Source organism: Aequorivita sp. CRS11 (assembly GCF_059693805.1).
In genome coordinates this window covers 62,600-81,323 of the sequence record NZ_JCATIG010000002.1, presented here as the reverse complement: position 1 = coordinate 81,323, position 18,724 = coordinate 62,600, and the positions used below count along the sequence as shown (strand labels likewise).

The 18,724-nt window shown below is 39.2% G+C and carries 22 protein-coding genes; 8 read left to right on the top strand and 14 right to left on the bottom strand.

Annotation, left to right across the window (positions count from 1 at the left end; genetic code table 11):
• Positions 1-26: 26 nt before the first annotated feature.
• From AC58DT_RS03435 to udk, 3 genes are read right to left on the bottom strand one after another with little or no spacing between them, the layout of a single operon-like run.
• Entirely contained in the window at positions 27-1,403 is a 1,377-nt protein-coding gene (locus AC58DT_RS03435; protein ID WP_497215416.1) for a methylmalonyl-CoA mutase subunit beta, read from the bottom strand.
• The gene (locus AC58DT_RS03430; RefSeq protein ID WP_497215415.1) at positions 1,400-1,732 is read right to left on the bottom strand and encodes an FtsB family cell division protein; all 333 of its coding nucleotides are present in this window, start codon (positions 1,730-1,732) and stop codon (positions 1,400-1,402) included. The genes AC58DT_RS03435 and AC58DT_RS03430 overlap by 4 nt, the downstream gene beginning before the upstream one ends.
• A complete protein-coding gene (gene udk, locus AC58DT_RS03425; RefSeq protein ID WP_497215414.1) occupies positions 1,729-2,349 on the bottom strand; it encodes a uridine kinase in 621 nt (206 codons plus the stop codon). Before udk ends, AC58DT_RS03430 begins: the two co-directional genes overlap by 4 nt.
• Before the next feature lie 164 nt (positions 2,350-2,513).
• Between udk and AC58DT_RS03420 the strand changes: the two genes are divergently transcribed.
• Positions 2,514-3,140 (top strand): WbqC family protein, encoded by a 627-nt coding sequence (locus AC58DT_RS03420; protein WP_497215413.1) that lies wholly within the window; start codon positions 2,514-2,516, stop codon positions 3,138-3,140.
• 92 nt (positions 3,141-3,232) lie between these two features.
• Here AC58DT_RS03420 and AC58DT_RS03415 read toward each other — a convergent pair whose 3' ends face one another.
• From AC58DT_RS03415 to AC58DT_RS03385, 7 genes are all read right to left on the bottom strand, one after another.
• Entirely contained in the window at positions 3,233-4,249 is a 1,017-nt protein-coding gene (locus tag AC58DT_RS03415; RefSeq protein ID WP_497215412.1) for an endonuclease/exonuclease/phosphatase family protein, read from the bottom strand.
• Between the two features lie 3 nt (positions 4,250-4,252).
• Entirely contained in the window at positions 4,253-5,128 is an 876-nt protein-coding gene (locus AC58DT_RS03410) for a rhomboid family intramembrane serine protease (RefSeq protein ID WP_497215411.1), read from the bottom strand.
• A gap of 2 nt (positions 5,129-5,130) precedes the next feature.
• Positions 5,131-5,874, bottom strand: coding sequence for a rhomboid family intramembrane serine protease (locus tag AC58DT_RS03405; RefSeq protein WP_497215410.1), 744 nt, complete (start codon positions 5,872-5,874; stop codon positions 5,131-5,133).
• Entirely contained in the window at positions 5,875-7,719 is a 1,845-nt protein-coding gene (gene mutL / locus AC58DT_RS03400; protein WP_497215409.1) for a DNA mismatch repair endonuclease MutL, read from the bottom strand.
• A gap of 6 nt (positions 7,720-7,725) precedes the next feature.
• The gene (locus AC58DT_RS03395) at positions 7,726-8,010 is read right to left on the bottom strand and encodes a riboflavin synthase subunit beta (RefSeq protein ID WP_497215408.1); all 285 of its coding nucleotides are present in this window, start codon (positions 8,008-8,010) and stop codon (positions 7,726-7,728) included.
• A 185-nt stretch (positions 8,011-8,195) separates the two neighbouring features.
• The gene (gene ribH, locus AC58DT_RS03390; protein ID WP_497215407.1) at positions 8,196-8,693 is read right to left on the bottom strand and encodes a 6,7-dimethyl-8-ribityllumazine synthase; all 498 of its coding nucleotides are present in this window, start codon (positions 8,691-8,693) and stop codon (positions 8,196-8,198) included.
• Complete coding sequence (locus AC58DT_RS03385) at positions 8,694-9,461, bottom strand: tetratricopeptide repeat protein (protein ID WP_497215406.1); 768 nt, start codon at positions 9,459-9,461, stop codon at positions 8,694-8,696. It lies immediately after the preceding gene.
• Positions 9,462-9,757: 296 nt separating this feature from the next.
• On the opposite strand from AC58DT_RS03385, the gene recF reads away from it, so the two are divergent.
• The 4 genes from recF to AC58DT_RS03365 all read left to right on the top strand — a co-directional run bounded on the left by recF (position 9,758) and on the right by AC58DT_RS03365 (position 13,031).
• Positions 9,758-10,837, top strand: coding sequence for a DNA replication/repair protein RecF (gene recF, locus AC58DT_RS03380; protein WP_497215405.1), 1,080 nt, complete (start codon positions 9,758-9,760; stop codon positions 10,835-10,837).
• 116 nt (positions 10,838-10,953) lie between these two features.
• On the top strand, positions 10,954-11,391 hold the full coding sequence (locus tag AC58DT_RS03375; RefSeq protein ID WP_497215404.1) for a lipocalin-like domain-containing protein: 438 nt from the start codon (positions 10,954-10,956) through the stop codon (positions 11,389-11,391).
• A 17-nt stretch (positions 11,392-11,408) separates the two neighbouring features.
• Complete coding sequence (locus AC58DT_RS03370; protein ID WP_497215403.1) at positions 11,409-11,705, top strand: DciA family protein; 297 nt, start codon at positions 11,409-11,411, stop codon at positions 11,703-11,705.
• Between the two features lie 57 nt (positions 11,706-11,762).
• On the top strand, positions 11,763-13,031 hold the full coding sequence (locus AC58DT_RS03365) for a YCF48-related protein (protein ID WP_497215402.1): 1,269 nt from the start codon (positions 11,763-11,765) through the stop codon (positions 13,029-13,031).
• Between the two features lie 95 nt (positions 13,032-13,126).
• On the opposite strand, the gene AC58DT_RS03360 is transcribed toward AC58DT_RS03365, so the two are convergent.
• Complete coding sequence (locus AC58DT_RS03360; protein WP_497215401.1) at positions 13,127-13,546, bottom strand: nucleoside-diphosphate kinase; 420 nt, start codon at positions 13,544-13,546, stop codon at positions 13,127-13,129.
• 148 nt (positions 13,547-13,694) lie between these two features.
• On the opposite strand from AC58DT_RS03360, the gene AC58DT_RS03355 reads away from it, so the two are divergent.
• Genes AC58DT_RS03355 through AC58DT_RS03345 form a run of 3 tightly spaced genes read left to right on the top strand, consistent with a single transcriptional unit; the run spans position 13,695 to position 16,381 of the window.
• Complete coding sequence (locus AC58DT_RS03355) at positions 13,695-14,720, top strand: DHH family phosphoesterase (RefSeq protein ID WP_497215400.1); 1,026 nt, start codon at positions 13,695-13,697, stop codon at positions 14,718-14,720.
• Entirely contained in the window at positions 14,710-15,258 is a 549-nt protein-coding gene (gldI, locus tag AC58DT_RS03350) for a gliding motility-associated peptidyl-prolyl isomerase GldI (protein ID WP_497215399.1), read from the top strand. The genes AC58DT_RS03355 and gldI overlap by 11 nt, the downstream gene beginning before the upstream one ends.
• 16 nt (positions 15,259-15,274) lie before the next feature.
• On the top strand, positions 15,275-16,381 hold the full coding sequence (locus AC58DT_RS03345) for a peptidylprolyl isomerase (protein WP_497215397.1): 1,107 nt from the start codon (positions 15,275-15,277) through the stop codon (positions 16,379-16,381).
• A 119-nt stretch (positions 16,382-16,500) separates the two neighbouring features.
• Here the strand turns inward: AC58DT_RS03345 and AC58DT_RS03340 are convergent, their stop codons facing one another.
• From AC58DT_RS03340 to AC58DT_RS03330, 3 genes are read right to left on the bottom strand one after another with little or no spacing between them, the layout of a single operon-like run.
• Positions 16,501-17,583 carry a T9SS type A sorting domain-containing protein gene (locus AC58DT_RS03340; protein WP_497215396.1) on the bottom strand — a complete coding sequence of 361 codons (1,083 nt, stop codon included), beginning with the start codon at positions 17,581-17,583 and terminating at the stop codon, positions 16,501-16,503.
• An 11-nt stretch (positions 17,584-17,594) separates the two neighbouring features.
• Positions 17,595-17,912 (bottom strand): T9SS type A sorting domain-containing protein, encoded by a 318-nt coding sequence (locus AC58DT_RS03335; RefSeq protein WP_497215395.1) that lies wholly within the window; start codon positions 17,910-17,912, stop codon positions 17,595-17,597.
• The gene (locus AC58DT_RS03330; RefSeq protein WP_497215394.1) at positions 17,909-18,571 is read right to left on the bottom strand and encodes a zinc metalloprotease; all 663 of its coding nucleotides are present in this window, start codon (positions 18,569-18,571) and stop codon (positions 17,909-17,911) included. Before AC58DT_RS03330 ends, AC58DT_RS03335 begins: the two co-directional genes overlap by 4 nt.
• Positions 18,572-18,724: the final 153 nt, after the last annotated feature.

Below are 18,724 nucleotides of genomic sequence, written 5' to 3'. Positions count from 1 at the left end.
TCAATTCAATATGCTGTACATCTTTTCTACTCTTTGCTCAATCTTTCCTGTTCAATTTTTTCTGCCAAGCGCCTTTCAATAATTGGGGCGATAAGCGTTTTTACCGGATTGTGCTTAACGAAAGGGAAAAGCTCCAAATCGTCTTTCATCCTATCGTTTTTGTTGGGGTGATAATTGGTTCCCAAAAGTTTCAGTTCGCCATTGTCAAAAAGTTGCTGTTCCTTTTCGGCGCTTTCCTTTGTTTTCTTTTGAATGGTTCCTTTCTTTAATTGCTGAAGAAAGCCGCCTCCCTTTTCTATTTCCTTGAATAGTTGTAAGGCTTTTTCCGCAAGTTCATCCGTTAGGCTCTCGATGTAATAGGTACCGTCGGCGGGATTGCTTACTGCATCAAAATAACTTTCGTGCTTTAAAATAAGTAATTGGTTTCGGGAAATACGCTCGCCAAATTCGTTGTTTTTGTGATAGGGTGCATCGTACGGCATATTGCAGATTGTATCTGCCCCACCTAAAATTGCACTCATACATTCGGTGGTGCTGCGAAGTAGGTTTACGTTGTAATCGTAAAGGGTTTTGTTGCGTTTTGAAGGGGTGGCAATGATGTGGCAAGTTTCATTTGCGCCATATTCTTTTGCCAATGTTGCGTATAGCTTACGCAGGGCTCTAATTTTTGCAATTTCGAAGAAGTAGTTAGGACCTGTGGCGATTTTGAAAGTAAGCAATGACCTCTCGACTGCGCTCGAGGTGACAGAAAAATGGTTTAAATATTCATTTGCGTGGGCCAATGCGTATGCCAATTGCTGAATTATGTTGGCACCTGCGTTTTGGTATAAGGTTGCATCAACGGAAAGTAAGTTTTCAGAAGAATGATTCTGAAAAATACTGTCCAAAATCTCGTGGTCCTTTTTTAAGTTGTGGAACCAGTTTCCGGTGCGGGCAAGGTTTCCTATTAAATCTATGTTGTAATAAACCGTTGCTTTTTTTTCTGAAAAGAAGCTGATGAGTTTGCCGTAAAATGCTTCGGAAAGAAATTTTAGGTTGAAGTAGATTGAACTCTTGTCAAAAGGAAAATCCTTAAAAATGGTCTCAATTCCAAATTCCCTTTCCGCTGAAAAGATAATGGCCTCTGCCCCTCTTTGCAAGGCATCCAAAGCGATATCATTCGCTATATTTTCATCATCGATAAATATTTCTTGGGCAATTTTCCACGATTGGGGCTGGCCGGGAATGGGCTGAAAATCTTCCTTGAAATCATCTTCGTGGTAAAAGGGTTTTACGTTAATGCCTTCGGGACTTTGCCAAACCAAGGTTTCATTATAGTCGGCGCCTTTTAAATCGTATTGTATTTGCTGTTTCCACTGTTTTGCGGAAACTTCATCAAAATCTTCAAATAGAAATTTACTCATCGTTTTTCTTCTTTTTTGATGCTGTCTTCGTGTTCAATTATATAAATATCCTCGTTTTCCTTTTTCAAATAATATTTTTCACGAGCGAACTTCTCCATCTCGTTACTGTCCTCCATCTTTTTGATGAAGGTTTTATCGTGGTCTATTTCGTTTTGATAAAACTCTGCGTTCTCTTCCAAGGCATTGATATCACTATCCAACTCGTTATGGATAAGATAGGAATTGGTGTCAAAAAAAAGCATCCAAACAATAAAAAGTATCAGTATAAGCACGTATTTATTGCTTATAAACCTGATCCACTTGTTCTTTTTAAGTTCCTTGAATTTCACGATTCGGTATAGCTTAGTTTTTGATGGATGATGCTTCTTATAACGTTTACCGCGACGGTATTGTATCTATTTGTGGGAATAATGATGTCTGCAAATTCTTTGGTAGGCTCTATGAATTGCTGGTGCATCGGTTTTAGGGTGTTTTGGTATCGGTTGAGAACTTCTTCCAGGTCGCGACCACGGGTGGCGATATCGCGCTTTAAACGGCGAATCAAACGTTCGTCGCTATCGGCGTGCACGAAAATTTTAATATCGAACATTTCCCGAATGTCGGGATGCGCCAAAATTAAAATTCCTTCCACAATAATAACCTTTTTTGGGAAGGTAGTAATTGTTTCGCCAGTTCTATTATGCTCCACGAAGGAATAGACGGGTTGTTCAAAAGAATTTCCCTTCCGAAGCTCTTTTAAGTGGCTTACCAACAAATCAAAATCGATTGCCTTTGGGTGGTCGAAGTTTATTTTTGTGCGCTCTTCGAAAGAAAGATGGCTTGTATCGTGATAATAGGAATCTTGTGAAATAACGCAAACTTCATCAACGGGAAGCTCTTCCACAATTTGATCTACAACTGTTGTTTTTCCGCTACCGGTGCCTCCGGCGATGCCAATAATGAGCATATTTTTTCGTTTTCACAAAGGTAGGGAAAAGGGTTGCAGGTTTCAAGTTTCAGGTTTCAAGTTTTACACATCCCTCCAGCCCCCTTCAAAGGGGGAGCGATTTTGTTTTTGAATTCGGTTTCATTTTCGATTTCTTCCCTATTTTTGAAGTCTTAAAATTTTGAATGAAAACAATTCTCCTACATCCCTCCTATTTTCCATCCATTGAGCAGATGGCTGCTGTGGCGCAGGCCGAAAGTGTTGTTTTTGAAGTTGAGGATAATTACCAAAAGCAGACCTATCGCAACCGTACGTTTATAGCACATAGTAACGGGAAGCTCCTTTTGAACATTCCGATAAAACACAATAAAACCGGAAAGCGCAAAAAAACGAAAGATGTAATTGTGGAGAATGATTTTCCGTGGCAGGAACATCATTGGAGAAGCTTGCAGAGCGCTTATAGAACCTCGCCATTTTTCGAGTATTACGAAGATGATTTAGAAGATTTTTTCACCAAACCCGTAGAAGGTTTGATGGCCCATAATCTAAAAATTTTTGAAGTGCTTTGCGAACTGTTGGGAATTGATGTAGAAGTATCAAAAACTACTTCTTTTGAAAAAAAATCTGTAATAACCGATTTGCGTATTTTGATTGATGCAAAAAGAAAGTCAGCTTTCCAGCCTGAACCCTACACACAAGTGCATGAAGCAAACCATCCCTTTCTGCCCAACCTTTCAGTTTTGGATTTACTTTTTAATGAAGGGCCGAATGCCTTAAGTTATTTGGAAAGGCAACAGTTAGTTTATGATTAAATATTTTAGAATGAAATTGGTTATTGCTAATAGTTAATTGTTAATTGTTAATTGTTAATTGTTAATTGTTAATTGTTAATTGTTAATTGAATTTACCACCCCACCGTTGCCCGAACTGCGTAATGGTCGGAAAAGGTTTTTTTCAGGGTATCAAACAATAGTATTTCAAGGCCTTCGGAAGCAAAAATATAATCTATACGCATAGGGTATTTTTCAAACTTAAAGGTTGTACCCAGCCCATTGCCCCGTTCACGGAAGGCGTCCTGCATTCCATCCTTTAATTTTCTATAACTGTATGAAAAAGGCGTGTTGTTGAAATCTCCGGAAAGGATAACGGGATGTTTGGTTTTCGATTTGTGTTCTAGAATTGCCTCTACCTGGTTTTGTTGCATTTCAAACGCGCGCGACACCCTTTTACGAAGTTTTTCATTATCGCTTTCCTGCAAAAAGCTTACCCGCGGGATAATGCCGAGCGATTGTAAATGTAGACTGTAAATGCGAATGGTATCGGTGTCTTTTACAACATCGGCGTACAGGGTGTTATTATAGGTTTCTTCAAAATCAAAAGCTCCTGTATTAATTAAAGGATATTTTGAAAAGATGGCGTGGCCCAATTTTGCCTTTTCAGATTTAAAGTGAATATATTGATGCGGATACATTGAAAAATCAATTGTATTGGGCTTGTAATATTCCTGCACACAAACCACATCTGGGGATTCTTCAAAAAGCATTTCAGAAATTATTTGCGGGGCATCGGCTTTTGGGTTTTTTTCATAAGCGTTGAAAAGACGCACATTATAAGATAGTACACTGAGCGTATTTTTATATTGAGAAGCGTCGCGTTCCGAAGAAACTTCATAAAATACGTTGAAGTAAAAATAGGAAATCAAAAGCACGGTAAATGAGACAAAAAATCTGCGCCTGAATTGTATAGCCCAATAAATTGCAAAAATGATATTTACAATTATAAGCAGTGAAACTACCAAACTTAACAATGAAAGTGTAGGAAATGATCTGGGCGGTAAATAAGGCAGTATGAAGGAAATCAACAATAAAAATGCTGCGAGCAGGTTGCCCCAGTATATAAATTTGTTGAGAGATTTCCGCATTGGTTAGTCTTCTTTTCCGGCTTTGAACAAAAAGTCTTTTTCTTCTTTTGTAAGACTTTCGTAACCGCTTTTTCCTATTTTATCAAGAATACTGTCTACCTTTTTTTGGTTTTCAGATTTTTCGGCTTTGGATGTAGAACGTCGTGGAGCGGGTTGTGTTGTGCGATGTACCTTTTTGAAGGGCTTTTTTGTACGAGGTTTAAAAAGGTTAGCGACCCAATCCATAAAATTTTCAAACCATTTACCAATGTCGTTTCCCTTGGCAAGCTGAATTGCATAAATATATCCAAAGAGTGCTCCGCCCACGTGTGCCATCAATCCTCCGGCATTGCCCGATGAGGGAATGCGTACCAAATCAAAAAGGAAAAGAAACAGCGCAATGTGCCAGAGTTTAATGGTAAATGTGAAAAGCCGCACCTCAGTATTTGGCGTGTAAGTTGCGATAAAAACCATAATAGCCGTTACCGCACCTGAGGCGCCAATAAGAAACCCACGGTGCATTTCAAAAACAGGAAAGAAATTATAGGACAGCATAAATAACAATCCACCCGCTGCGGCACCCAATAAATAAATGGTAAGCAGTCTTTTTCCAGTGAAAAGATTTAATACAAACTGCCCAAACCAATACAACCATAGCATATTGAACAAAATGTGAAAAAATCCAAAATGCAGAAATCCGTATGTAACTATTGACCAAGGATGAAATAAAAGTGTATCGAAATCATCACTAAGTACAAACCAACGCGCAAAGTATTGTGGACTAACGCTTAAAAAGAAAGCTCCCAATCTAACCACCAAAAAGGCTGCAACGTTGATCACAATCAGCTTAACCAAAATATTGGCGGTTTTATATTTATATGAAAGACTAGTAGCAGCCATAGTTAATTCCAGCGATGGTTATCAAAACTATTCTTCTTCCAGTACCAGGCCATAATAAAACCGAAGAGCGCTCCACCTATGTGTGCCCAATGCGCAATACCCGTGGCCGTTCCGGTAATACCGAAAACCAAATCCAATAAAATAATTCCGGGAATAAAATATTTTGCTTTTATGGGAATTGGAAGGAAAATAAGCATCAATTCTATATTTGGAAACATAATTCCGAAGGCCACCAAAATTCCATAAACAGCACCCGAGGCCCCTAAAGCGACCCCATTATAAGATTGCGCCATAGCTTGTATATTCTCCATAGAAACTGTGTCTAGCACAGCTCTGCTTCCACCATCGCGGCCAGAAAGGTAATTCATTACTTCCGTTTCGCTCCAGCCACCGGCTATTAAAGAATCCATCACACTGTGGATTTGAAAATAATTCACCAAAGTATGAATTGCCGCTGCACCAAGTCCCGCAGAAAAGTAAAAGAATAGAAACTTTTTTTGCCCCCAGCGCATTTCCAAAGGCGAACCAAAAGCCCAGAGCGCATACATATTAAAAAGTATGTGAAAAATAGACGAAGGGTCGTGCATAAACATATGCGTAATAGGCTGCCAATATTGAAAATTTGGGTTTTCAAAATAGTAAAGCGCGAACAATTTTATAGAGAGCTCCCCAATAATAAATGACCCTATATAAAAGATCACGTTAATTATTAATAGAAATTTTACAGTATCGGTTATTCTTCCCATTTACATAAATTTTTTATCGAGATCGCTCACGTCCATTGTTGTAAAAACCAATTTATTCCTTGGGGAAACAGAAGGTTCTTTGCACGCAAAAAGTTGATTGATCAAATGTTCCCGTTCCTCCCTGTTCAAAGAAATACCGGTTTTTATTGCCATACTTGCCGCCATTGACTTTGCAAGCATATCGTTTTGGCTAAAACCGCTATCGGGTACTTCTTCCTTTATATCGTACACCAATTGGCTGAGCAAATTTACAACATGGCTTTCCAATATCAGCACGGGAATTCCGCTAATCTCAATGGTTTCATCTTTTATTTCTGAAAAGATAAAGCCCGTATGCTCCAATTGTTCGCGTACTTTTTCAATAATTTCGAGATCTGGCCTTGAAAAATGCAATTGCAGCGGAAACAATAATTGCTGACTCACCGCTTCTTTTACAGTGATGTTTTTCAGCAATTCCTCGTAAAGAATCCGTTGGTGCGCTAGGTTTTGGTGAATTACCATCATCCCGTTTTTTAAAGGACTTACGATGTATTTATTCTGAATCTGGAAGGTTATCTGTCCCGATTCTGCTTCGGAATTTTCAAAAAGACTCCCGGTTACTTCCTCGCTTTCAAATTCAATATCTTCCAGGTTTGAAACTGTTGCAGTTTCATCTTTTAACCCTACATAAAGTGATTCCCACGCAGCAGACTGTTCTCTTTTAAAAGGAAAATTGATATTGCCCTGTTTGGGTTTTTCCTTAAAAGGATTAAACTCTCTATCCACTTCTATGGAAGGCGCTGTTGGTTGTTTTTTGTTATAATCGTACGGTGTATCAAAACCTTTGTCCCTTTCAAAATCGAGTACTGGCGCAATATTGAATTGCCCTAAGCTGTGTTTAACCGTTGCGCGGAGCATGGCATAAATGGAATGCTCGTCGTCAAATTTTATTTCGGTTTTTGTGGGATGGATGTTGATATCGATGGAATGCGGATCTACTTCCAAAAAGAGAAAATAGCCCGGATGCACATCATTTTTCATCAAACCTTCAAAGGCCGACGAAACCGCGTGGTGCAGATATGGACTTTTAATAAAACGATCATTCACAAAAAAGAACTGCTCTCCCCTACTTTTCTTTCCGAATTCGGGCTTCAATACAAAGCCTTCAATTTTTAAGATTTCGGTTTCCTCGCTTACGGGAACCAATTTTTCATTGGTTTTGCTTCCGAAGATATTTACAATACGTTGGCGGGAATTTGACGATGGAAGGTTAAAAACATCGCTCCCATTGTGAAGCATTTGGAAAGCAACAGTTGGGTGCGCAAGCGCAACACGATGGAATTCGTCAATAATGTGCCGCGTTTCCACGGGATTGCTTTTTAAAAAGTTCCGCCGCGCGGGAATGTTGTAGAAAAGATTTTTTACTGAAATGGTCGTGCCCTTTGGAACCACCGCCGGGTCCTGCGAAATTACTTTGCTGCCTTCAATGGTGAGGTGTGTTCCTATTTCAGAATCTTCGGTTTTGGTTTTTAGCTCAACGTGCGCAATGGCGGCAATAGATGCCAAAGCTTCCCCACGGAAACCTTTGGTATGCAAATTAAAAAGATCTTCAGCCGATTTGATTTTTGAAGTGGCGTGGCGCTCAAAACTGAGCCTAGCGTCGGTAACGCTCATCCCGATACCGTTGTCGGTAACCTGCACGAGGGTTTTTCCCGCATCTTTAATTACCAGTGTGATTGAAGTTGCCTTTGCGTCAATGGCGTTTTCCAATAATTCCTTCACTACCGAGGCGGGGCGTTGCACAACTTCGCCAGCTGCAATCTGGTTTGCAACGTGATCCGGTAATAACTGAATAATGTCTGCCATTAAAATTTATGCGTAGAAAATAGATAAATCAAATTCAATAATAAAAAGGAAAAGTAGCACGAGAATGGCAATGATTACAATCAGTCTTCGGTTTGCTTTTCTGTCGGAAGATTGCCGTAAATCTGCCCAAGCGGTTTTGAATTTTCCTTTCAAACCTTTGTTGTCTCCAACTGTAGTTCGGAATTCATCAAATTTATGGCCCATTGAAAATGGGCTGCCGTCTCCGTCAAATTCGTAATGACGCGGTTTGTAGCTGTACTTTTTGTTTTTTCTCTTACCTATTAGTCCCATAATTGTCGTGCTTCAAAGTTACTTAATTCAATTAGGAATTCAGAATTATGAATTCAGAATTTAATTGTTTTTTGAACAATTACCATGCCGAAGTCCTCCCCCAGCCCCTCCAAAGGAGGGGAGCAAACCCAAGATTTTATGAAAATTTAAAACGTCCCTCCCTCGGGGAGGGATTTAGGGTGGGACTAAAATTTTGATTCCTTCCTCAGCTGTGCCATTTTTATCGCAGCAATTGCGGCCTCAGTACCTTTGTTACCGTGTTTGCCGCCGCTGCGGTCTATGGCCTGTTGCATATTGTTATCGGTAAGCACGCAGAAAATGACGGGAATATTACCGTGGACGTTCAAATCTTTTATGCCTTGGGCAACGGCTTCGCAGACATAGTCAAAGTGTTTTGTTTCGCCTTGAATTACGCTTCCAATTGCAATTACGGCATCAAGCATATCATAGCTTTGCGTAATTTGTTTACACCCGAAGATAAGTTCAAAACTGCCGGGAACATTCCAGCGGACAATGTTTTCATTGATGGCACCGCAATCCTTTAAAGCATCAAAAGCGCCCTGAAACATTCCTTCTGTAATATCGTGGTTCCATTCTGAAACAACAATCCCAAACCGAAAGTCCTTCGCGTTTGGGATTGTTGTTTTATCGTAAGCCGATAAATTTGTATTTGCTGTAGCCATTTATTTATTCATTGCTTCCGCTCGGCCGGTATAGATTTCAGCCTTAGTAGCTTCGGTAGATTTTGGGTACTCGTCTGCTATTTTTTTGAAATGCGCCAATGCCTTATCATTTTGGCTCAAAGACATGGCGGCAATACCTGCTTTCAAAAGAAAACGCGGCGTTGTAAAATCGTTGGTACGCATTGATGCTGCTTCCTCGTAATATTTCAAGGCATCCTCATTTTGACCCAATTGTACAAAAGCATCACCAATTGCCCCTTTTGCCAAAGGTGCCAAAACATCGTCATCACTGCTGAATTTGTCTAAATGCGCAATAGCATCTTGATATTTATTTGTATTCAAATAAGCCATTCCAGCATAATAATGCGCAAGGTTGGCTGCATTTGTACCGCTGTAGTTCTCAATAATCTCCAAGAAACCATACTTGCCTTCACCACCTTGTAAGGAAAGGTTGTAAAGTGAATCTTTTGCAGGTGCGGTCAACGCCTGTTCCCAATAGCTCTGGGCTTGGAACATCTCGTTCATTGCCTCTGCCTCTTTCGGGGTTTTAATATATTGATCGTAAGCAAAGTATCCCAACACCAGAACTGCCACAACAATGATAAAGCCCAAAATTCCTTTTTGGTTCTTTTCAACCCAAGCTTCCGTTTTTGATGCGCCTTCGTCAAGCGTATTAAATACTTCTGCCGTTGTGCTGTTTTCTTCAAGCTGCGTTTCTTTTTCAGCTTTTGTAGTTGGTTTGCCTCCGCGTTTCTTGTACGTTGCCATAGTTTTAGGTTATAGTGGCGCAAAAATAAAATTTTAAATGGAATTTGAAAGGATAAATATTTCTTATTTTTTAATAATTTGCAAAGCAGCCTTTTGTCTTCGACAAGCCGTCATTACTGAAAAAATTTGTGGAGAATTGAAAATTTTCATAATTGACCTAAGACAAAAGGACATAAGACGTAGGACTAAATCATTCCAAACCTCTTATTTTTACAACCTTTAAAACGTTTTTTTAAAATTAACTTTCATTTTTTTAGTCTTACATCCTACGTCTAAAAGTCTTATGTCATTTTTATATGATTTTACAAAAGCTCTCTTTGCTCAACTATAAAAATTTTGAAGCCGAAACCTTCGAATTTGACCCAAAAATAAATTGTTTTGTGGGAAATAATGGCGTGGGAAAGACCAATGCGCTGGATGCAATCTATCACCTTTCCTTCGGAAAAAGTTACTTTAACCCCATTACGACCCAAAACATGAAACACGGAGAGGATTTTTTTGTGGTGGAAGGTTTTTACGAACGAAAGGAAACGCCCGAAAAAATTGTGGTAAGCGCAAAAAAAGGACAGAAAAAAATTATAAAACGAAATGGGAAAGCTTATGACAAATTTAGCGAGCACATAGGGTTTCTGCCTTTAGTCATCATTTCACCAGCTGACAGGGATTTGATAATTGAAGGAAGCGACACCCGTAGAAAATTTATTGATGGTGTTATTTCGCAACGCGATTCCGATTATCTGAATACGCTCATTAAATACAACAAAGTGCTGGCACAGCGCAATTCGCTTTTGAAATATTTTGCGGCAAACAACACTTTTAGTCAAGACACCATTGATATTTACAACGAACAGCTTCACAATTTCGGGACTTCTATTTTTGGAAAGCGGACTGCTTTTTTGGAAGAATTTCTACCGATATTTTTAAATCGCTACAAATCCATCAGCAGTGGCGCGGAAAGCATAAATTTGGTTTATGAAAGTCAATTGCAGGAAAACGACCTGTTGACGCTGCTTCAGAAAAATATTACGAAAGATAAAATTACACAATACACCAACTTTGGGATACACAAAGACGATTTGGTTTTTGAGATTGACGGACACCCAATCAAGAAATTCGGGTCGCAGGGGCAACAAAAATCGTATCTTATAGCTTTAAAATTGGCTCAGTTCGATTTCATAAAAAACCATTCAAAAACGAATCCTATTTTGTTATTGGATGATATTTTTGATAAACTTGACGAAACACGGGTGGAGCATTTAATTACTTTGGTTGACAATGAAAATTTTGGACAGCTATTTATTAGCGATACCCACGCGGAAAGGACTGAAGAAGTTATAAAAAAAGTACATCAGACTTATAAGATGTTTCCGCTTTAGGAGTTAAGTGTTAGGTGTTAAGTGTTATTGGTTAATTGGAAATAACGGATCTTTGTGTTTTTGTGAGAAAAAAATGCACGCAAAGGCGCAAAGGCGCGAAGAAAATTTGAAAAAAAATGATTTATAAAATCACATTTCTACTAATTACCTTACTTTTTGTTTCTTGCGAAAAACCAAATCCCGAGGCTCAAAAACAAAACCTCAGCGGTTATTGGGAAATAAAAACCGTGAAAATGCCCGATGGTGAAAAGAAAGAATTTGAAATAAACACTGTAATTGACTATATTGAAGTGAAGGGCGACAGCGGCTCACGAACCAAGGTTTCCCCAAAGTTTGATGGTACTTTTAGGACAAACGGCGTTGCGGAAAATTTCACTTTAAAAATTGAAGAAGATAGCCTGCGGATGTATTACAAAACTCCTTTTGACGAATGGAAAGAAACCGTTATTGAAGCAAAGGATAGCACACTTACAGTTATAAATAGGGATACTAAAATTTATACTTATTCAAAATTTAAAAAGTTTGATTTCGGAATACCGACAACTGATAACTGATAACCCAAAACAGAAAAATGGCAAAAAGACACGCAGAAAATATTTCAATTGGAGATGCTTTAAAAGAGTTTATCGATGCAAACCGCCTGGAGAAAGGTTTGGACAAAGTAAACGCCAAAGAAGCTTGGGATTCGGTAATGGGCGTGGCTATCTCGAAATACACGACAGATATAAAATTGGATCGTGACACACTTTATGTACAGCTTTCATCATCCGTTCTGAGGGAAGAGTTAAGTTACGGAAAGGAAAAAATCATCAAATTGCTGAATGAGGAATTGGGAAAGGATTTGATTAAGAAATTGGTTTTGCGATGATTTCTGCTTTGTCAATGATAATAATCAATTTTAAAATAACTTTTTAAAAGAAATGACATGAAAAAATTATTACATTTTACAATTCTGCTCATTTCAACATTTGTATTTTCCCAAGAAAATTGGAATTATCTGCCTATTGAAATTACAAACAATTATCATGGCGCTATTTACACAATAGACGAAAATATAGTACACGTAGTTTCAGATGATGGCGTATTTTATAAAACCGAAAATGGCGGAGAAACTTGGACACAGTTTGATAGCAGTGCGCAAGAATTCTTTTTCGATCTTGCTTTTGACGGCCTGAATAATGGTTATGCAGTTGGTGGCAACGGGAATATTTTGAAAACCGGAAATGGCGGAGAAACTTGGAATACAATTAACTCTGGAACTACTGAAGCACTTGTATCAGTAGCTGTTAATGCCCAAAATAGCATATGGGTTGTGGGTGATAATGGCACTGTTCTACATTCTATAGACGGCGGAAATTCATGGACTTCAAATAACACACTGACAATAGAAAACTTAAATGACGTAAAATTCAAAGATGAAAGCATAGGCTATATTGTTGGAGATAATGGCACGCTACTTTATACCGAAAACGCCGGAAATAATTGGGAGGAGTTGGCAATTCCAGCTACAGATGATTTATCTGCACTGTCTATAAATGGAGATTTTATATACCTTTTGTCTGGTTATGCCAATTCATTCTTTAGTGACTATGGCTTTTCCGGAATCGAAATTTATAAAAGCAATAATAATGTAACTTGGGCCCACTCACCGATTGATGATTTTTTAAGTGGTGCCTCCGATTTGTACTTTTTAAATGATGATTTGGGATATATGGTTGCCTCAGATGCCTTGCTTTGCGACTGTTGTTATGTTTACATCGATAAAACCATCGATAGCGGTGTAACTTGGACGGATAGCTACTATGAAGAAACAAATGCCGCAAATTGCAACGCCAATGTAGGTTATGCAGATATTATATTTCCTTCAGAAGATGTGGGTTATGTTTTGCTTGGTTCGCGTGTTTTAAAAACACCCTATGAAACCGCTGGTGTGGAAGATTTTAATAAGAGCGGCGTATTTACAATTTACCCAAACCCAACTGTGAATAGTAAATTCAACTTACAAATCGATATTTCAGATTTCGAAGGCATTTCAATTGAAATTTTGGATATAAATGGAAAGAGGATTTTTACAGAAACTTCATTAAAGAAAAACAACAGCATTTCCCTTCCGAACATTTCCGAAGGCATTTATTTCATTAATCTTTTGAAAAATCGAAATATTGTAGGCAACCATAAGTTGATACTTCGTTAAATTACAAATACAATAATAGGTAGGCATTCCCGCACCTATAAATAAAAACGCCTTCCAAACGGAAGGCGCTTTCAGTTAAGATATTTAGTAAATGCTTAAAACATTTCGCGACCCGCAAAATGGAAAGCACTTTCAATAGCTGCGTTTTCATCGCTATCACTTCCGTGAACTGCGTTTTCGCCGATAGAAGCTGCGTATAATTTACGGATGGTACCCTCAGCCGCATCGGCCGGATTGGTAGCGCCAATCAACGTACGGAAATCCTCTACTGCATTTTCCTTTTCAAGAATAGCCGCAACGATTGGGCCGCGCGTCATATATTCTACCAATTCGCCATAAAATGGACGCTCACTGTGTACTGCGTAAAATGCTTGCGCATCTTGCGTAGTCATGTGGGTAAGTTTCATCGCTACGATTCTAAAACCTGAAGCGTTAATTTTTTCAAGAATGGCGCCAATGTGTCCTTTTTCAACCGCATCTGGCTTTAACATTGTAAATGTTCTGTCTGTTCTCATTGTGTTTTTAAAATTTCGGCAAAAATAACTATTTGAAAATGAAAAGCAACTATTTACGGAATGTTTAATGATTTCTTAAGGTTTCGATAGAAATATCTTGCCCGAAGCATTTCACTCATAAATTGTATTTATTGTATCTTCGCCAACTATGAATAAAGACACTACTGAAGCAGTTCAAAAACTCTTGGCTTCCCCACAAAAAGTTGTAATTGTAGGCCATAAAAACCCAGATGGCGACGCGGTGGGCTCGTGCTTGGGACTTTCTTTTTTTCTGAAAAGCCTGGGGCATAATGCAACCGTAGTTATGCCGAATGACTTTCCGGATTTTTTAAAATGGCTGCCAGGTTGCGAAGAAATCATTATTTATGAAAAAGAAGTTCAGAATACTAATGAAATATTTGAAAATGCAGGTTTAATTTTCACTTTGGACTTTAATAGTTTAGATAGAGTTGGCGGTGAGTTACAAGTTGTTTTGGAAAAAACAACAGCAAAATTTGTTATGATCGACCATCACCAGCAACCCGCAGATTATGCTGTTGCAACCTATAGTGATGTTAAAATGAGCTCTACTTCCGAAATGGTTTATCATTTTATGGATGCATTGGGACAGGCTGATAAAATCTCAAAGGAAATTGCCATAAATCTCTACACAGGAATAATGACCGATACCGGCTCATTCCGTTTCTCCTCCACCAGCCCAACCACACACAGGGTGGCTGCCAAATTGATAGAAGCCGGTGCCGAAAGTGCCATTATCAATCAAAATGTTTACGACACTAACAGCCCAGAGCGTATGAAACTTTTAGGCGTGGCTTTAAATAATCTGGTGATTTTACCAGAAATGCACACAGCCTATATCACCCTCACTCAAAAAGAACTGGATGACCATAACTTTAAAAAAGGCGATACCGAAGGATTTGTAAACTATGCGCTTTCAGTAAAAGGAGTTGTTTTCGCTGTAATTTTTATTGAAAACAAGCAGGAAAACCTTGTAAAGATTTCCTTTAGAAGCAAAGGGAATTTCTCCGTAAATGATTTTGCCCGTAATTATTACAGCGGCGGCGGCCACATAAATGCTGCCGGCGGGAAAAGTTCACAGGACCTTAACAAAACCATATCTGAATTTATTAGTATCTTGCCCCGTTATAAAAATGAACTCACAGATGCTTTATAAGCTGTTTTATAGTATACTTTTTTTTGCATTTCTTATTGGCTGTAAAAGTCCTGAGGCCAGACGACCAGAGCAAAGCCACTCGGGTACTTTTATTAAAGAATCTGCTGAGCGCAATAAAAAAATCTACGACGAGGAGAAAAGTTTTATTGAAAAACTAATGGCCAAAGACTCCACCAATAACTATATTTCTTCCGAGAATGGTTTTTGGTACTACTACAATACACGCGATACCACAAGTACCGAAATGCCAGATATGGGTGATATTGTAAAATTCACTTATGATATTAAAGACCTTAACGGCAACCTTATTCTTTCAGAAAAAGAGAATGGCCTGCAACAATATAAAGTTGACCAAAGCAACCAAGATTTAATTTCTGGGGTTCGTGAAGGCATAAAACTCATGAAGGAAGGCGAGACGGTAACCTTTCTTTTTCCTTCCTATAAGGCTTTCGGCTATTATGGAATCGAAGAAAAACTCGGCACCAATATTCCAGTGCAGAGCACAATTACCCTACATTCAATTGAACAATCAAACTAAAATTAATTTCTAAAAGATGAAAAAACTAACATTTTTATTTTTATTTCTAACCCTTGCATTTGCTTCCTGTCAGGAAAAATATCCAGAGCTAAAAGATGGAGTTTATGCTGAATTTATTACAAACAAAGGAACTTTTGTAGCCGAGCTTAAAAATGAAACAGCACCCCTTACCGTTTCTAACTTTGTGGCTTTGGCAGAAGGCACCAATGGAATGGTCGACTCACTTTACAAAGGAAAGCGTTTTTACGACGGGCTTACCTTTCACCGAGTTATCAAGGATTTTATGATACAGGGCGGCGACCCCAAAGGCGACGGTACAGGCAATCCTGGTTATGCATTTCCAGATGAGCCTACTGATTCTATTCAGTTTTCGAAAAAAGGCCTTTTGGCAATGGCAAACTCAGGACCAGACACTAACGGAAGCCAGTTTTTCGTTACTTTAAAAGAAACACCTTGGCTTAATGGCCGTCACACAATTTTTGGTGAAATAGTAATCGGTCAGGAAGTAGTTGATTCCATTGGAAACATGGAAACAGAAAAGCCCGGTGATAAGCCAAAGGAGCCGGTAATTATAGAAACAGTGAACATTATAAATAAGGGCAATGTAAAAGTTCCTTATTTCACTGAAGAAATGGCAAAGCTTGAAAAAGAGAAAAAAGAAAAAGAAGAGCGCATCAATAAAGTAGCTGAAAAACAAGCTGAAGAACTTAATGCTATAAGAGCTAAAGCAGACTCGCTTCCTTCAGGGCTTAAAATTTATTTCAACGAAAAAGGTGAAGGGCCACAGCCAAAGGAAGGAGATAAAATATTGATGAACTATGCAGGATATCTTGCCGATGGACATATGTTTGACTCAAACATTCTTGAGAACGCCGAAAAATTTGAAATGGTAGACGAGATGCGCAAAGCTGCACAACAGTACGTACCAGTGCCCACGGATTATAGCACAGAGGCGAAGTTGATTCCAGGCTTCCGCGAAGGTCTTTTGAATATGAAAGTTGGTGACAAAGTGACCATTTTTATACCTGCCCATTTAGCTTACGGAAAAAGAGGAATTCCAGGGGTAATACCCCCGGATTCTGAATTGATATTCAACCTAGAAATTGTTGAGATAGCGCAGTAATTGGAAAAAACTTTTAACTAAAAAAGGAACCGAGATTAGGTCAGTCATGGTCGGAAGAAAAAATCTTCCGACCATGACTGTTTTTACAGCTCCTTGTATTTGATCTTAATTTTGAAGCGTTACCGCACCACCAGCTTTTTGGTAGTACTATCATTGCCCGCTTTTAGGGTTACAAAATAGATGCCTGCCGCATAGCCCGAAACATCCAGTTTTATGACCGTTGTGTTTTCCAACGGCTCTTTGCTTTCCAAAACCTGCCCCAAGTTGTTGGAAACCGTAACCGCCAAGCCAACAAACCCTTGGTTGGGGAGGTTTATGGCAACGGTGCCGGTTGTCGGGTTGGGGTACATGGTAAAATCTTGGAGTGTTGCCGCTGCCACGCCCAGCGCATCGCACTCTGCTTGGTTGTTTACAAAGGTTGTCCCCGGGTCTTTTAGCCAATCGTCCAGATAGGTGGCGCTGGCATCGTCCACGAGGATGCAGTCTAGATAGTCAGAAGTTTCGTAAACATTAAAGGTTGCAATATTCTCGTTATTGCCGTTTCTTACATCGAGGCTTTCGAGTGGGTTATTAGTTGCGTCAAAGCCCAAAAGTATTAGGTTTTGGGTTAAATCAATATTCGATATGTTATTATGACTCACGGAAATTGACGTGAGCAATGGATTTTGGGAGGTATCCAAAACTCCTGATATATTATTATATGTGGCTATAACTAAATCAATGACCGGATTGTTTGTAAGGTCCAAGCTCCCTATACCGTTAATATCACAATACAATTGTTCCAAACCGGGGTTTTGGCTAATATCGAGCGCAGTCAAAAAATTTTCAGGACAATATATTATCTCAAGGGTGGTAGTTGGCGGCAGGAGTAGTTCTGTAATATTGCTGGATGCGCAATTTAGCCCCCATAAATTCATATTCTGTGAGACATCTAGTATTGGAAGGTTGTTATTGGCACAATTTATAAGCTCCACTGCGGCAAAATCCTCAATTCCAGCAAGATTCTGTATGCCTTTCGAGAATACTACTAACTCCGTTACGTTCTCAATATTTGCTGTAAGCACCAAACCATTATTGGGCACGCCATCGCCCATGCCGTTCTGCTCCAAGTAATTTTCAAAATTTGCATCGGGGATGGCCGTGAACTGTGCAAAACAAAAAAAGGAGTTCAATAAAGCTATAAAAATCAAAAATCGTTTCATAACCCTATTTTTTAATGTTCTACTAGCAATTGCTTGATGGTCAACTGGCCATTGTCGTAAAAATGAAGGAAATACAATCCTTCGTCAAGACCTGAGGTGTCAATTGTCTTTAACACATTTTGGCTTTCGCCCGAAAGTACCATTACCCCATACGCATCGAATATTTGATAAGGATAGGTATTGGCCGGTTTTTCCCGAAGGTCAAGATTAAGTTCTCCATCCATTGCGTTTGGATAAAAATTTAAGCCTGCTGTGGCACAGGGATAGCCCGAAAGCGTATAATTTGAGACGGCAGTCAAAGCTGGTATTATGGTCATGGCCACTTTCATCCTATTCCCTGTTTAGGTGTTAAATAAGACATGCACGGAACAACCGAGTGCCCCATAATATTATGTTCATCGGGATCATAGGGATCACCGGGATCGTTGGGGTCGTCTGGATCTCCATTGCCATCAAAACCGCTTTCCAACCATTGGCAAGTGGCAAAATCAACTTTGTAATTCATATCAGGATCGGCTGGAGTATCAGTTATATAATCGCCACAGATAGCAGAATTGGAACCATCCGCAAATTCGGGACATTCATAGGGGTCTTGCTGTGTGTTTTCACCGGTTCCGTGATGGGTGTGCCACAAGGAAAGCACGTGGCCCATTTCGTGGGAAAGGATGTGCGATTTTACCAATGGATAGGTTTGCAGGGTTACCGGGTCTTCCATAAAACCAGAAACCAAAAATGCGGTTTTAGGTTGACTTGATGTTCCATAACCATCCCAACCTAAAAAACCAACAGAGTCATCATACATATAAATATCCACACCATCGGGATGGTTATTTATATCGAATACGCTGGCGCCTGGGCTATAAAATTCTGAATCATCATCAATATAATCAATCTGATGATCCCATACAAAATAGATGTTATGGGGGTTAAAGGCGGTATCCAAATAACTCAGTGCCAAACTAACATCAGATGGAGACTGTCCTCCCATGTGGCTTGACTTTCGTATCACGTGTACGTATATCCGAACACAAAAGGAGTAGTTTGAATAATTTTGTGTTCTATATGGTTCGATTAATATCTCTTGGTTGGCGGCCGCAAGAGTATCAATTTCACAATAAACCTGTGCGTGGGCCTTACCGCA